The organism is Variovorax palleresanus (assembly GCF_051144945.1).
GTDB lineage: Bacteria > Pseudomonadota > Gammaproteobacteria > Burkholderiales > Burkholderiaceae_C > Variovorax > Variovorax paradoxus_S.
This window is the reverse complement of record NZ_JBJNVP010000002.1, coordinates 2,723,487-2,738,404: the sequence shown is the minus strand read 5'-3', so window position 1 is coordinate 2,738,404 and position 14,918 is coordinate 2,723,487. Positions and strand designations below refer to the sequence as shown.

Below are 14,918 nucleotides of genomic sequence, written 5' to 3'. Positions count from 1 at the left end.
TCCCGGCGCCGGTCGGCCATGCCGGCCGGCAGGTTCAAAGATTCGGCGCCAGCAGGCGCTCGAGGTCGGATTCGCTCTCCTTGCGCCGCGCCGCCTGGTCCTGCAATTGATCGTGCCCGATCTTGCCGACATTGAAGTACGTCGACTCGGGATGGCTCAGGTAGAAGCCGCTCACGCTGGCGGCGGGCATCATAGCGAGGCTTTCGGTCAGCGTCATGCCAATGTCCGCGCAACCCAGAAGGTCGAACATCGGGCGCTTCACGCTGTGGTCGGGGCAGGCGGGGTAGCCGGGCGCGGGGCGGATGCCGCGGTATTTCTCGGCAATCATCTCCTCGTTGCTCAGGCCCTCTTCCGGCGCATAGCCCCAGAGGTCGGTGCGCGCGCGGTGGTGCAGCGACTCGGCAAAGGCCTCGGCCAGCCGGTCGGCCAGGGCCTTGAGCATGATGGCGGAGTAGTCGTCGAGGTCGTCGATGAAGTACTTCTCCTTCTTCTCGACCCCCAGTCCCGCCGTGACCGCGAACACGCCCACGTAGTCTTTCAGCCCGCTGTCCTTCGGCGCGACGAAATCGGCGAGGCAGCGGCTGGGCCGCATCACGCCGTCGATCACCTGCTTCTCGGTCTGCTGGCGCATGCCGTACCAGGTCATGGCGACCTCGCTGCGCGTCTCGTCGGTGTAGAGCTCGATGTCGTCGTCGTTCACCGTGTTGGCGGGCCAGAAGCCGACGATGCCGCTGGCGCTGAGCCAGCGGCCTTCGATCAGGCGCTTGAGCATGCGCTGGCCGTCTGCATACACGCGCACGGCCTCGGTGCCGACGACCTCGTCCTTCAGGATGGCTGGGAACGGGCCCGCGAGGTCCCAGGTCTGGAAGAAGGGGCCCCAGTCGATGTACTTGGCGAGCTCGGTCAAATCGAAGTTCTTGAACACGCGGCGGCCGATGAACTTGGGCACGGGCGGCGTGTAGTTTGTCCAGTCGATCGGCGTCTTGTTGGCGCGCACCTTGGCCAGCGGCCACATCGGCACCTGCTTCTTGTTGGCGTGCTGCGTGCGCACCTTCTCGTAGTCGGCGTTGATCTCGTCGATGTACGCGGTGGCCTGCTCCGACAGCAGCGACTGCGCCACGCTCACGCTGCGGGAAGCATCGGGCACGTAGACCACCGGGCCTTCGTAGTGCGGCGCAATCTTCACGGCGGTGTGCACGCGGCTGGTGGTGGCGCCGCCGATCAGGAGCGGAATCTTCTTGATGCGGAAGTGGTCGTCCTTCTGCATCTCGCCGGCCACGTACTGCATTTCTTCCAGGCTCGGCGTGATGAGGCCCGAGAGGCCCACGATGTCCGCGCCCTCGACCTTCGCCCGGGCGAGGATCTCGTGGCACGGGACCATCACGCCCATGTTCACCACTTCGAAGTTGTTGCACTGGAGCACCACGGTGACGATGTTCTTGCCGATGTCGTGCACGTCGCCCTTCACGGTGGCGATGATGATCTTGCCCTTGGTGCGCACGTCGCGGCCCGCGGCCTCGTCCTGGCGCTTTTCTTCCTCGATGTAGGGAATGAGGTGGGCCACGGCCGACTTCATCACGCGCGCCGACTTCACCACCTGCGGCAGGAACATCTTGCCCTGGCCGAACAGGTCGCCCACGATGTTCATGCCGTCCATCAGCGGTCCTTCGATCACGTGCAGCGGACGGCCGCCCTTGGCAAGGATCTGCTGGTAGGCCTCTTCGGTGTCTTCGACGATGAAGTCGGTGATGCCGTGCACCATGGCGTGCGACAGGCGCTGGTTGACGTGCACCGGATGCTCCGGCGTGCCGCGCCATTCGAGCTTCTTGCTGTCGTCCTTGGCGCCGCTCTTGGCGGTTTCGGCCACTTCGACGAGGCGCTCGCCAGCATCGGAGCGGCGGTTGAGCACCACGTCTTCGACGCGCTCGCGCAGGGTCGGCTCGAGGTCGTCATACACGCCGACCATGCCGGCGTTGACGATGCCCATGTCCATGCCCGCCTTGATCGCGTGGTACAGAAACACGGTGTGGATGGCTTCGCGCACCGGGTCGTTGCCGCGGAAGCTGAAGCTCACGTTGCTCACGCCGCCCGACACCTTGGCGCCCGGCAGGTTCTGCTTGATCCAGCGCACCGCGTTGATGAAGTCGACCGCGTAGTTGTCGTGCTCCTCGATGCCGGTGGCAATCGCGAAGATGTTGGGGTCGAAGATGATGTCCTCGGGCGGAAAGCCCACCTCGTCCACCAGGATGCGGTAGGCCCGCTCGCAGATCTCGATCTTGCGCTCGTAGGTGTCGGCCTGGCCCTTCTCGTCGAAGGCCATGACCACCGCGGCGGCGCCATAGCGCCTCACGAGCTTGGCCTCGTGCTTGAACTTGTCGACCCCCTCCTTCATGGAGATGGAGTTGACGATGCCCTTGCCCTGGATGCAGCGCAGGCCCGCCTCGATGACCTCCCACTTGGAGCTGTCGACCATCACCGGCACGCGCGCGATGTCGGGCTCGCTCGCAATCAGGTTCAGGAAGCGGACCATCGCGGCCTTGCTGTCGAGCATGGCCTCGTCCATGTTGATGTCGATCACCTGCGCGCCGTTCTCGACCTGCTGGCGCGCCACGGCCAGGGCCTCTTCGAACTGGCCGTTCAGGATCATTCGCGCGAAAGCCTTGGAACCGGTGACGTTGGTGCGCTCGCCGATGTTGACGAACAGCGATCCGGCATCGATGGCCACCGGCTCGAGGCCGGACAGCTTCATCGGTGGAACGGAGGGCGTGGGAACATCGCTCATTGGGGGGCTCACCTGTGCAGGAAAAAACGTCAGGTGAGCGTCGTTTGCGGCTTGCGCCCCGGCGGACGGGGCGCCTTCCAAGCCTGACGGCGGGCCTGTTGACTTGGGCCGCCGCTGCAACGCTCCTTGGAAGGGAGCGCAATTTTACCGGCTGCGGCAAGGGCCGCGGCCCTGAGGGATGTTCAGGCCCCCTGCCCGGCCACGGACGCTGGCCTCCGGGGCGCGGCCGAAGCCGGCAGCCCGAACACCCGGTCGAAGGCCCAGTTGAAGACGAAGGTGTAGACCAGGAAGAACACCACCAGTCCCAGGTCCATCACCAGCGCCTGCCAGAGCGACACGCCCAAGCCCCAGGCAAAGAGCGGCACCAGGAAGGCGATCAGCCCGCCCTCGAAGCCGATGGCATGCGCAACGCGCCGGCGCACGCTGCGCCCGCCCACCGCCTGGCGCGACTCCCAGCGCTCGAACAAGGCATTGAAAACTAGGTTCCAGATCACCGCGATGACCGAGGCGGCCACCGCCAGCACACCGGAATGCCCGAGCCCGGCGTCCGTCATCAGCGCCAGGCCGGCACTGGCGGCCACGATGGCGATCCCTTCGTAAAGGGTGATGTAAACGACTCGACGCTGAAACCCCTGCATGGCTCTGTTCTCCGGCGGTTCAAAAGGCAATGGCTGGACTTTATTTGCTGTTTACTGATATAAAAAGTTAACTTGTTTCAGTTTTATTGATAGATTGGGCGCTCATGGCCTTCTCCAGCGACAACGTCGAAGTCTTCCTGGCCGTGATCGACCACGGCTCCTTTTCGGCCGCGGCGCGCGCGCTGCGCAAGGTGCCGTCGGCCGTGAGCATGGCCATTGCCAACCTCGAGGCCGAACTGGCCCTGCCCCTGTTCGACCGCAGTGGCCGCGAGCCGCAGCCGACCGCCGCCGCCCGTTCGCTGGAGCCGCAGGCGCGGCTCCTGGCGGCCCAGCTCAAGCAATTGCAGGTTCAGGCCCTGGCGCTTACCCAGGGGCTCGAAAACCGCCTCACGCTGGCGATTGCGCCCGAGCTGCTGGCCGCACCCTGGAGCGGACCGCTGGCCGCATTGGCCGAGGAATATCCGCTGCTGCAGGTCGAGGTGCTGGCCGCCCCCCAGGCCGATGCGCTGGCGCTGCTGCACAGCGGCCGCGCGCAGCTGGCGCTGGTGTTCGAGCGCCCGAGCCTCGACGGCCGCGAAGGTTTCCAGGAAGTGGGCAGCGACACCATGGTGGCCGTGATGGCGCCCAACCACCCCGTGCTGCTGGCGGCCGCCGGCGAGCGCCTGCGCGAAGAGCACCTCACGAACACCCGGCAGATCGTGGTGGCAGGGCGCGACCTTGCGACGAGCGACCCGCGCTTCGTGTTCGCGCGCCATGTCTGGCGCACCGACAACGCGCTGGCCGCGCTGAGCCTGATCACCGCCGGCCTGGGCTGGGGCTGGCTGCCGCGCAACTTTGCCAAGCCCCACGTGGCCGCCGGCGCGCTGGTCGAGATCCCGTTCGAGAACCTCAGCAACGGGCTGGACCTGTGGGTCGACGTGGTGTGGTCGCGGGAGCGGCCGCTGGGCCTGGGGGCGCAGCGCTTCGTGGCGCTGATTGCGCGCGATCGCCAGGCCGCGGCGGGCCTTGCGGCTCCTGGTTAGCTAGTCGCGATGGCCGTGGCCGCCGCCCTTGCCTCCGCCGCCACCGTGGCCTCCCCCATGGCCGCCACCCTTGCCGCCGCCTTCATCGCCGCGCTGCTTGCGCCCGCCTCCGCCGCCATCAGGCCGCCCGCCGCCCTGATGCATTTGCGGTTGGCCGGGCGGTGGTCCGGGCCGGATTGCCGGCTGGGGCCGGGGCGGCTTGAAGCCGGGGTCCGCAGGCGGACGGTAGCCTGGGCCCGGATGCGGCGCGCGGTAGCCGGGACCGGGTTGCGGCCGGACGCCGGGCGCCGGCTGGGGTTTGAAGCCCGGTCCCGGCCACGGCTTGGGCTGCCAGGCCGGACGCACGGGCGGCGGCGGCTGCCAACCGGGCACCGGCGGAGGCGGCGGCCGGCCGCCCCACCAGCGCCTTTCGCCATACCAGGGCCGGTCGCGGTAGTAGTCCGCCCAGTAGCTGCCGATCACGAAGGTCACGATCGGCACGCCGATCACCGCGCCATAGGTCGCCAGCGGTACGCGCCGCTCCTGGTAGGCGTAGTCGAGGCTCCTGGCCCAGACCCAGCCACGTCCGCCGTCGGGCAGCACCACGTCGCACCAGCTGTAGCCCCCGGTGCAGCCGATCACGTCGAGCGGCTGGCCCGGCGCCAGCCGCGCCACCAGCGGATAGTCGCCAGAGGGGCCGGCCCGCAGGTTGACGGCGCCGCGCGTGAGGGCCTGCTGCGCCGAGGCCGCAAGCGGCAAGGCCAAGGCGATGGCGCCGATGCCGATCCAGCGCATGGGGAGTTTGTTGTTCATGATGGGCTTCCTTTGCGCAGCCAGCCTAGGCGGCAGCCCGAATGCCGTCAATCAGCCGAGGGCGCGACAGCGCCAGTGTCCCCTTCGTGAAACACCGCGGAACCGGCTCCGCCGGGCCGCTGGTGTTGCCCCCGGCAGGGGGTTGGCGTAGCGACACGAAGTGCGCGAAGACTGGGGGCGAGCCAGTTACGCTGCTTCGCGGTAGAAGCGAGCGTTGCTGTTCAACAGCCGTCCCGGCACCGGCGCCACGGCCTTGCCGATGGCCGCGATGTGGTCCGGCGTGGTGCCGCAGCAGCCACCGACGATGTTCACCAGCCCTTCGGCCGCGAACTCGTGCAGCAGCCGCGAGGTGACGTCGGGCGTCTCGTCGAAGCCGGTCTCGCTCATCGGATTGGGCAGGCCGGCGTTCGGGTAGCAGCTGATGAAGGTGTCGCCCGCCACCTTCGCCAGCTCCTGGATGTACGGGCGCATCAGCGCCGCGCCCAGCGCGCAGTTAAGGCCAATGGCCAGCGGCTGCGCATGGCGCACGCTGTGCCAGAAGGCGGTCACTGTCTGGCCGCTCAGGATGCGGCCGGACGCGTCGGTCACGGTGCCGCTGATGATCAGCGGCAGGCGCTGGCCGCTGTTGTCGAAATACTCGTCCACCGCGAACAGCGCGGCCTTGGCGTTGAGCGTGTCGAAGATCGTCTCGACCAGGATCACGTCGGCACCGCCTTCGACCAGCGCCTCGGTCTGGTCGTAGTAGGCCGCGCGCAGCTGCTCGAAATCGACGTTGCGCGCACCCGGGTCGTTCACGTCGGGGCTGATGCTCGCGGTCTTGGGCGTCGGGCCCAGGGCGCCGGCCACGAAGCGCGGCTTGTCCGGCGTGCTGAACTTGTCGCAGGCCGCGCGTGCGAGCTTGGCCGATTCGAGGTTCATCTCGCGCGCAAGATGCGCCATCTTGTAGTCCTCCTGCGCGATGGTGGTCGCGCCGAAGGTGTTGGTCTCGATCAGGTCTGCGCCGGCTGCGAGGTAGCCCTCGTGGATGTCGCGGATCACGTCGGGCCGCGTGAGCGACAGCAGCTCGTTGTTGCCCTTCACGTCGCGCTCGAAGTCCTTGAAGCGCTCGCCGCGGTACTGCTCTTCGGTGAGCTTGAAGCGCTGGATCATCGTGCCCATCGCACCGTCGAGGATGGCGATGCGCTTTTCGAGGATGCCGGCGAGTGCCTGGCCGCGGGTGTAGATGACGGGCTTCATAGCCCCTGATTGTAGGAAGCGGGTGCTGTCCCTGGCCGCCGTCGGTGCTTTAACGGCTTTCGACGAAGGCCAGCACCGCTTCGATCATGCGCCGCACATGCGGCTGCACGCCGGCCGCCACATCAGGCAGGTAGTCGAAGGGCAGCGTCTCCTGCATGTAGCTCGACTGCGTCATCTCCAGCTGCACCGCATGCACGCCGGCGGGGGGGTTGCCGTACTGGCGCGTGATGTGGCCGCCCTTGAAGCGGCCGTTGAGCACGCCGGTGTAGCCAGCGGCCGATTCGGCAATGCTGAGCAGCGTGGCAGCCAGCGCCGGGTCGCAGCTCGTGCCGTTGCCGGTGCCCAGGTTCAGGTCGGGCAGCTTGCCCTCGAAGAAGCGCGGCAGCACCGAGCGGATCGAGTGCGCGTCCCACAGCGCGATGGTGCCGTGCGCGGCCTTCAGGCGGTCGAGTTCGGCCTGCAGCTGCTGGTGGTAGGGCCGCCAGATCGCGTCGCGTCGCGCGGCGACTTCTGCGTCGTTCGGCAGGTCGTCGCTGGATGCGTAGACGGGCGTGTCGTCGAAAGTGTCGACCGGGCACAGGCCGGTGACGCTCTGGCCCGGGTAGAGGCTCGCGCCGTCCGGCGGGCGGTTCAGGTCGATCACGTAGCGCGAATGCGTGGCAACGAGCACCGAGGCGCCGAGTTCGTCGGCAAAGTCGTAGAGCCGCTCGAGGTGCCAGTCGGTGTCGGGCACGTGGCGCGCCTCTTCCGTGAAGCGGGCGGCGAGCGCGGGCGGCACATGGGTGCCGACATGCGGCATCGAGATCAGCAAGGGACGGGTGCCCTGGCGAAAGCGGAATGCAGGTTCGGTGGTGGTGAAACTCATGGGCTCAATTTTCCAGAAGAAGCTGGCTGCGCGCGGCGACGAAAGCGGCGGCGGCCTCTTGGTGCAATGCGTGGCGGCCCGCCGCGACGCGCGGCCGGCCGGACACCCAGACCGCATCGATGGCCGACGTGCGGTGGCTGGCGAAGACGTGCGACGACAGCATGTCGGGCGCGCCGAGGCCCTGCAGCGCAAGCTGCGCGGCATCGAGCACGACGAAGTCGGCCTGCTGCCCCGCGGCCAGGCCGCCGATGGCCCGGCCCGATGCCTGCGCGCCGCCGCGCACCGCTTCGAGCGTGAGCGCGGTGGCCACGTGCGGCTCTGCCGCGCTGGCGCCGACGTTGCGCTGCCGCTTGCCCAGGCGCTGGCTGTATTCGAGCATCAGCAACTCTTCCGCCGCGTTGACCGTGGCATGGCTGTCGGACCCCACGCCCCAGGCCCCGCCATGGTGGCGCCATGCCGGGAAATCGAAGATGCCGTCGCCAAGATTCGCTTCAGTGGTCGGGCACAGGCCGGCGACCGCGCCGCTCTTCGCGCCGCGTGCGTATTCGGCCGCATCCATGTGCGTGGCATGCACCAGGCACCAGCGCGCATCGACCGGCGCGTGGTCCAGCAGCCAGGCCACCGGACGCTGCCCGCTCCAGGCCACGCAGTCGTCGACTTCCTTGGTCTGCTCGGCAATGTGGATGTGAATGGGCGCGCTGCGGTCGATGGCTTCAAGCCCCGCGACAGCCTCGCGCAGCGCATCGGGCGGCACGGCGCGCAGCGAGTGCGGCGCCAGGCCGAGCCGCGCGCCCGCCGCATCGCACGCGGGCTTCAGCGTGTCGAGCAGGCGCAGCATCGAATCGGTCGAGCGGATGAAGCGGCGCTGCCCTTCATTCGGCGGCAGGCCGCCGAAGCCGCTGGTCTGGTAGAGCACGGGCAGCAGCGTGAAGCCGATGCCCACATTTTGCGCGGCGCGCAGCAGCGCGAGGCTCAAGGTCGCATCGTCGGCATAGGGGCGGCCGTCGGCATCGTGGTGCACGTACTGGAACTCGCACACGCTGGTGTAGCCCGCCTCGAGCATCTCGGCATAGAGCCAGGTGGCGATGGCCTCCATGTGCTGCGGGCCGAGGCGTGCGGCAAAGCGGTACATCAGCGTGCGCCAGCTCCAGAAACTGTCTTGCTGCTCCGCGCGATGTTCCGTGAGGCCCGCAAAGGCGCGCTGGAAAGCGTGCGAATGCAGGTTGGGCATGCCGGGAATCACGGGGCCGTTCGCCGCTTGCGCGCCGGCGGCAGGCTGCACCGCGGACTGCACCTGCGTGAGCTGGCCAGCGTCGTTCCAAGACAGCAGGACGTTCTTCGCCCAGCCATCGGGCAGCAATGCATCGGCCGCGAAAAGCGTTTGCGTCATTCGGCGGCTCCGACGGCGATGCGGCCCCGCCGCACGACGCTGCGCACGGGCCGCTGGCCGAACCAGTAGGCGAGCTCGGCCGCATCGCGCACATTCCAGAGCACGAAGTTGGCGGGCATGCCTTCGGCGATCACGCCATGCGTGGAGGACAGGCCCAGCGCGCGCGCCGCATGCACCGTGACGCCGGCCAGCGCCTCGGGCACGGTGAGGCGGAACAGCGTGCACGCCATGTTCATCATCAAGAGCAGGCTCAGCGCCGGCGAGGTGCCGGGGTTGTGATCGGTCGACACGGCCATCGGCACGCCGGCGGCGCGCAGCGCCTCGATGGGCGGCAGGTGCGTGTCGCGCAGCGTGTAGTAGGCGCCGGGCAGCAGCACGGCCACGGTGCCCGACTGGCGCATGGCCTCGATGCCTTCGGCCGACAGGTGCTCGATGTGGTCGCACGAGAGCGCGCCGTAGCGCGCGGCCAGCGCGGCGCCGCCCATGTCGGAAAGCTGCTCCGCATGCAGCTTGACCGGCAGGCCGAGCGACTTCGCGGCCTTGAAGACCTGCTCGGTTTCCTCGAGCGAAAAGGCGATGCGTTCGCAGAACACGTCCACTGCATCGACCAGCCCTTCGGCCGCGAGCGCGGGCAGCATCTGGTTGCAGACGAGGTCGATGTAGTCGCCGCTGCGGCCCGCGTATTCGGGTGGCAGCGCATGCGCGCCGAGGAAGGTGGTGCGCTCGGTGACGCCATAGGCCTTGCCCAGGCGCCGCGCCACGCGCAGCTGCTTGCGTTCGTGTTCGAGCGAAAGGCCGTAGCCCGACTTGATCTCGATGGCGCACACGCCATCGGCCAGCAGCTGTTCGAGGCGCGGCGCGGCCTCTCTGAAGAGCGTGTCTTCGTCGGCTTCACGCGTGGCGCGCACCGACGAGACGATGCCGCCGCCGGCTTTTGCCACTTCTTCGTAGGTGGCGCCGGCAAGCCGCATCGCGAACTCGTTGGCGCGCTGACCGCCGTAGACCAGGTGCGTGTGGCAATCGACCAGGCCCGGCGTGACGAGCGCGCCGCCGCCGTCGTGCGGCGCGAGAGAAGCGAACTCGGCGGGCAGCGCATTGCGGGCGCCGACCCAGCGGATCGCGCCCTCCGTGACCGCGATCGCGGCTTCGGCATCGGCTGGCAATGCGGCGTCGGGCGCGGCACCGGGCGCCAGGCGCAGGCCGGTCCAGAGGCCGTCGGCCGATGGAAATGAGTGTGCGGATGTCATGGTTCGTTTTCCGGTTTCCACAGCTTACGCCGGCACGATGCGAACCGCAGCCAGCCGAGCGCCTTCACCCTCGGGCACGGCCTGCCACGCCTGCGCGCCGTCGGTCCAGCAGAGGCCTTCACCCTCGGCGCAGGCCTCGCCGTTCAGCCGCCATGCGCCGCGAAGCGCAAGCAGCACGCCGTGCGGCGCGGGCTCGATGGCCGATGCGTGCGCGAGCACCCGCACGTCGGCGCGCCATTCGCCGCGCCGCGTCATGATGTTGAAGTCGTTCGACGATGCGCCGCCCAGCAGCGCACAGTCGATCGCGTCGTCGCCGCTGAACGCGAACGGCCGATGCGGCACGTCGAGCGCGTGGTCCACTCGCCCGTCTTGCGTGTAGAGCCGCACGCCGTCGCCTTCTAGCAGCATGATGCTGCGGTCGACGCCCGCGAACACCGAGAACGGGCCGGCCGCCGCGATGGTCGCAATGCTCGCGCGCCAGCCGAAGCTTTCGAGCCCCGCGCCTCGGGGCCAGCTGACGATTTCCTGCGTGGTGCCGCCGCCGTTCTTCCAGGGGGTGGCCGGCAGCGCGGCACGCGAGAAGCGATGCACGTGGTTCATGAGAGATCCTCTTGCTCCTTCCCCCTCTGGGGGAAGGCTGGGATGGGGGCAGCGTCCAATGAGCGCCGAGCAAGGCTCGAGGCCGTCGTGCCCCCACCCCGACCCTCCCCCGGGAGGGGAGGGAGAAATTCAAACGCAGCGGCGCCGCTCATCGCATCAACCCGCCCTGCCGCAGCTTCTGCTCGAAGTGCCTGAGAACCAGCGTCATCGTCCCCGTGAGCACGAAGTACACGAGCGCAATGGCCAGGTAGACCTCCAGCGAACGGTACGACACGCTGATGATCTTCTGCCCCTCGTGCATCACGTCATGGATCGTGAGCAGCGACACCAGCGCCGAGTTCTTGATGAGCGCGATGAACTCGTTGCCCAGCGGCGGAATCATGCGCACCACCGCCTGCGGCAGCACGATCTCGCGCATCGCCGTGCCGGGCGTCATGCCCAGCGACTGCGCGGCCATGGTCTGGCCCTTGTCGATCGACTGGATCGCGCCGCGCACGATCTCCGACACGTAGGCGCCCGAGTAAACGCCCAGCCCCAGCACACCGCACAAGAAGGCCGGCAGCAGGATGCCGAAATGCGGCAGGCCGAAGAACAGGATGAACAATTGCACCAGCAGCGGCGTGCCGCGAATCGCCGCCACGTAGGCCGTGCACACGCCATAGAGCCAGCGCCGCTTCGGGTTGAGCCGGCCGATGCCGACCAAGAGGCCCAGCACGCAGCCGAGCGCGAGCGCGCAGGCGGTGATTTCCACCGTGACGAGCGCACCGCGCAGCAGGTCAGGCCAGCCCTGCCAGACCGGCGAGAAGTCGAAATCCATGGGTCAACCTCTTCGGCGGCCGAGCGCCGGGCCGCCCCAAGCCGGCCGCGCCTCCCCCATGGGGGGTGGAGTTACACGCGCGCAGCGCGTGAAAAGCCGGGGGGCCGACATTACTTGAACCACTTGGCGACGATCTGCGCGTAGGTGCCGTCGGCCTTGAGCTTCTCGATGGCGCCATTCACGGCCTTGGTGAGTTCGGGCGTGTCCTTGCGAATGGCCATGCCGTATTCCTCGGTGGTGATCTGCTCCGGCAGGACCTTGAGGCCGCCGCGCGTGCGCACGTACTGGTAGGCCGCGGGCTTGCCGGTCACGGCGGCGTCGGCGCGGCCGATGTCGACGAGGTTGAACATCTCCTGGTTCTTCTCGACCTCCATCAGCTGCACCTGCGGGAATTTTTCCTTGGTGTAGGCGACCGACTTGGTGCCCACCTGCACGCTGACCTTCTTGCCGTTGATGTCGGCCGGCGTCTTGATGGCCGTGTTGCCGTCCTTCACCATCACGACCAGGCCGCCCGCATAGTACGGCACGGTGAAGTCGACGACCTTCTTGCGCTCGTCGGTGATGTAGATGGCCGACACGGCCATGTCGAAGCGCTTGGAGATAAGGCCCGGCACGAGGCCCTTGAAGTCGATGTCGATCCACTCGATCTTGCGGCCCAGCGTCTTGCCGATGGCCTCCACCAGTTCCACGTCGAAGCCCGTGCGCTTGCCGTTCTCCACGTATTCCATCGGCGGAAAGGTGGCATCGGTGGCCACGCGCAGCGGCTCGCCCTGGGCTTGCGCGGTGGTGGCAAAGCCGAAGAAGGCGAGGCTCGAGAGTGCGGCGGCGATGAGGGTGCGGCGGGTGTTCATGCGAAGGCTTTCGTGGGTTGAAAAAGAAAGGTGCAGCGATGCCTACTGCAGAGCGCGGGAAATGCGGGCCGCCGTGACGACGGTCATGTGGAGCAATGCAGCTTCCATGCCTTCGACGCGCGTGAGCGGCGCCATGAGCGTGATCGCGCCGCGCAGGCGCCGGCCCGCGGCCAGCACCGGTGCGCTGGCGCCCCAGACGCCGGCATCGACCTGGCCATGCGTCACGGCATGGCCGGCTTCGCGGATGGCATCGAGCTCGGCGGCACGTTCGGCGCGCCGCCCGGGGCTTTCGCCGAAGGCGCCGAGCAAGGCATCGCGCTGGTCGGTCGGCATGTGGGCCAGCAGGCACTTGGCGCTGGCGCCGTCGCGCGCCGGCACGCTGCGGCCCCGGTCGAACGAACAGCGCAGCGACTGCTCGCTGTCGATCATCTCGAGGCACACCACGCGGTCGTTCACGGCTGTGACCAGCGCCACGCTTTCATGGCTCTGCTGTGCGAGCGCGCGCATGTCGGCGCGCGCCGCCATCACGAGGTCGGAGTTGCCGTCGAAGCCGCTCGCGAGCTGCACGCTCACCGGGCCGGGCGAATAGCGCCCGTCGGACTCCATCACGAAGCCCCAGCGCCGCAGCATCGCGATCTGCCGGTACAGCGTGCTCTGCGAGAGCCCCGTGGCCTGCATCAGCTCCGCCGCCGACATTGCCACCTTGCTTTGCGCCAGCACCGACAGCACCAGCAAGGCACGGTCGTTGTAGGCGGAAGCTTCGGGCGTCGGCGTCGTCATCGGGGGCAATCGCGGGTGTCGAAAGTGGATGCGGCCTGCAGTATCTTGCCCGCCGTTCCCACGTCCAAGCCTTGATTCCCACTGAGTGGGAATGAGCGCGCTTTTTCTTTCTACCTTCGTCTTACCGCTTCAGCGGACGGTCAGTCAGTCAGCGCACCATCGGCAGATTCAGCCCCTGCTTCTTCGCGGTGGCCACGGCAATGTCGTAGCCCGCATCGGCATGGCGCATGACGCCGGTGGCCGGGTCGTTCCACAGCACGCGCTCGATGCGTTTGGCGGCGGCATCGGTGCCGTCGCAGACGATGACCACGCCCGAGTGCTGCGAGTAGCCCATGCCGACCCCGCCGCCATGGTGCAGGCTCACCCAGGTGGCGCCGCCCGCGGTGTTGAGCAGCGCGTTGAGCAGCGGCCAGTCGCTGACGGCATCGGTGCCGTCCTTCATGGCTTCGGTCTCGCGGTTGGGGCTGGCGACCGAGCCGGTGTCCAAGTGGTCGCGGCCGATGACGATCGGCGCCTTGAGTTCGCCGTTCTTCACCATCTCGTTGAAGGCCAGGCCGGCGATGTGGCGCTCGCCCAGGCCGAGCCAGCAGATGCGCGCGGGCAGGCCCTGAAAGGCAATGCGCTCACGCGCCATGTCGAGCCAGCGGTGCGTGTGGGTGTTCTCGGGGAACAGCTCCTTGATCTTGGCGTCGGTCTTGTAGATGTCTTCGGGGTCACCCGACAGCGCCACCCAGCGGAACGGGCCCTTGCCTTCGCAGAACAGCGGGCGGATGTAGGCCGGCACGAAGCCCGGAAAGTCGAACGCGTTCTTCACGCCCTCGTCGAAAGCGACCTGGCGGATGTTGTTGCCGTAGTCGACCGTGGGAATGCCCATGGCCTGGAAGTCGAGCATGGCCTGCACGTGCACGGCGCACGACTTGGCGGCGGCGGCCTTCAGCGCGTCGTGCTGCGAGGCATCCTTCATCGCGGCCTGCCATTGCGGCACGGTCCAGCCCGAGGGCAGGTAGCCGTTGATCAGGTCGTGCGCGGAAGTCTGGTCGGTCACGAGGTCGGGCTTGATGCCGCCGGCCTTCGCGCGCTTCACGAGTTCGGGCAGGATGTCGGCTGCATTGCCGAGCAACGCGATCGACACGGCTTCCTTCGCGTCGCAGTGCTGCTGGATGAGTTCGAGCGCATGGTCGATGTCGCGTGCCTGCTTGTCGACATAGCGCGTGCGCAGGCGAAAGTCGATGCTGGTCTGCTGGCACTCGATGTTGAGCGACACCGCGCCCGCGAGCGTGGCCGCGAGCGGCTGCGCGCCGCCCATGCCGCCAAGGCCGGCCGTGAGGATCCACTTGCCCGCGAGGCTGTTGCCGTAGTGCTGGCGCCCGGCTTCGACAAAAGTCTCGAAGGTGCCCTGCACGATGCCTTGGCTGCCGATGTAGATCCAGCTGCCAGCCGTCATCTGGCCATACATGAAGAGGCCCTGGCGGTCGAGCTCGTTGAAGTGCTCCCAGTTGGCCCATTTCGGTACGAGGTTCGAATTGGCAAGCAGCACGCGCGGCGCGTTCTCGTGCGTCTTGAACACGCCCACCGGCTTGCCCGATTGAATGAGCAGGGTCTCGTCGTCGTTGAGTTCCTTCAGCGACGCAAGGATCTGGTCGTAGCAGGCCCAGTTGCGCGCGGCACGGCCGATGCCGCCGTACACCACGAGGTCTTGCGGGCGCTCGGCCACCTCGGCGTCGAGGTTGTTCTGCAGCATGCGGAACGGCGCCTCGGTGAGCCAGCTCTTGCAGTTGAGCGTGCTGCCGCGCGGAGCGCGGATCACGCGCGTGGGGTCGTGGCGCGGATCGGCGGCATCAGGGCTGTTCAGGGCGGCGAATTTTTCCGGAGCGTTCATGGCGTGGTTCTCCTCAATC

Annotated in this window: 13 protein-coding genes and 1 riboswitch; of the genes, 1 reads left to right on the top strand and 12 read right to left on the bottom strand. The window is 68.0% G+C overall.

Annotated features, from left to right (window positions below; all coding sequences use genetic code 11):
- Nucleotides 1-34: 34 nt before the first annotated feature.
- Both metH and ACJ7Z0_RS16860 read right to left on the bottom strand, forming a co-directional pair.
- Nucleotides 35-2,782, bottom strand: a complete 2,748-nt coding sequence (gene metH / locus ACJ7Z0_RS16865) for a methionine synthase (RefSeq protein ID WP_434790732.1) — start codon at nucleotides 2,780-2,782, stop codon at nucleotides 35-37.
- Between the two features lie 28 nt (nucleotides 2,783-2,810).
- Nucleotides 2,811-2,916: riboswitch (S-adenosyl-L-homocysteine riboswitch) on the bottom strand.
- A 48-nt stretch (nucleotides 2,917-2,964) separates the two neighbouring features.
- Nucleotides 2,965-3,420, bottom strand: coding sequence for a PACE efflux transporter (locus ACJ7Z0_RS16860; RefSeq protein ID WP_434790731.1), 456 nt, complete (start codon nucleotides 3,418-3,420; stop codon nucleotides 2,965-2,967).
- Between the two features lie 104 nt (nucleotides 3,421-3,524).
- Between ACJ7Z0_RS16860 and ACJ7Z0_RS16855 the strand changes: the two genes are divergently transcribed.
- Entirely contained in the window at nucleotides 3,525-4,442 is a 918-nt protein-coding gene (locus tag ACJ7Z0_RS16855) for a LysR family transcriptional regulator (RefSeq protein ID WP_434790730.1), read from the top strand.
- Here the strand turns inward: ACJ7Z0_RS16855 and ACJ7Z0_RS16850 are convergent, their stop codons facing one another.
- From ACJ7Z0_RS16850 to hutU, 10 genes are all read right to left on the bottom strand, one after another.
- A complete protein-coding gene (locus ACJ7Z0_RS16850) occupies nucleotides 4,443-5,234 on the bottom strand; it encodes an SH3 domain-containing protein (RefSeq protein WP_434790729.1) in 792 nt (263 codons plus the stop codon). It abuts the gene before it with no gap.
- A 186-nt stretch (nucleotides 5,235-5,420) separates the two neighbouring features.
- A complete protein-coding gene (locus tag ACJ7Z0_RS16845) occupies nucleotides 5,421-6,470 on the bottom strand; it encodes a homocysteine S-methyltransferase family protein (RefSeq protein ID WP_434790728.1) in 1,050 nt (349 codons plus the stop codon).
- Nucleotides 6,471-6,519: 49 nt separating this feature from the next.
- Entirely contained in the window at nucleotides 6,520-7,335 is an 816-nt protein-coding gene (gene hutG / locus ACJ7Z0_RS16840; RefSeq protein WP_434790727.1) for an N-formylglutamate deformylase, read from the bottom strand.
- A gap of 4 nt (nucleotides 7,336-7,339) precedes the next feature.
- Nucleotides 7,340-8,725 (bottom strand): formimidoylglutamate deiminase, encoded by a 1,386-nt coding sequence (locus tag ACJ7Z0_RS16835; protein WP_434790726.1) that lies wholly within the window; start codon nucleotides 8,723-8,725, stop codon nucleotides 7,340-7,342.
- A complete protein-coding gene (gene hutI / locus ACJ7Z0_RS16830) occupies nucleotides 8,722-9,972 on the bottom strand; it encodes an imidazolonepropionase (RefSeq protein WP_434790725.1) in 1,251 nt (416 codons plus the stop codon). Before hutI ends, ACJ7Z0_RS16835 begins: the two co-directional genes overlap by 4 nt.
- Nucleotides 9,973-9,996: 24 nt before the next feature.
- Nucleotides 9,997-10,572 (bottom strand): HutD/Ves family protein, encoded by a 576-nt coding sequence (locus ACJ7Z0_RS16825; RefSeq protein ID WP_434790724.1) that lies wholly within the window; start codon nucleotides 10,570-10,572, stop codon nucleotides 9,997-9,999.
- A gap of 148 nt (nucleotides 10,573-10,720) precedes the next feature.
- Nucleotides 10,721-11,389, bottom strand: a complete 669-nt coding sequence (locus ACJ7Z0_RS16820) for an amino acid ABC transporter permease (protein ID WP_124961348.1) — start codon at nucleotides 11,387-11,389, stop codon at nucleotides 10,721-10,723.
- Between the two features lie 110 nt (nucleotides 11,390-11,499).
- On the bottom strand, nucleotides 11,500-12,240 hold the full coding sequence (locus tag ACJ7Z0_RS16815; RefSeq protein ID WP_431125930.1) for a transporter substrate-binding domain-containing protein: 741 nt from the start codon (nucleotides 12,238-12,240) through the stop codon (nucleotides 11,500-11,502).
- Between the two features lie 42 nt (nucleotides 12,241-12,282).
- Nucleotides 12,283-13,020, bottom strand: a complete 738-nt coding sequence (locus ACJ7Z0_RS16810; RefSeq protein ID WP_434790723.1) for an IclR family transcriptional regulator — start codon at nucleotides 13,018-13,020, stop codon at nucleotides 12,283-12,285.
- 148 nt (nucleotides 13,021-13,168) lie between these two features.
- Nucleotides 13,169-14,899 (bottom strand): urocanate hydratase, encoded by a 1,731-nt coding sequence (gene hutU, locus ACJ7Z0_RS16805; protein WP_434790722.1) that lies wholly within the window; start codon nucleotides 14,897-14,899, stop codon nucleotides 13,169-13,171.
- Nucleotides 14,900-14,918 lie beyond the last annotated feature (19 nt).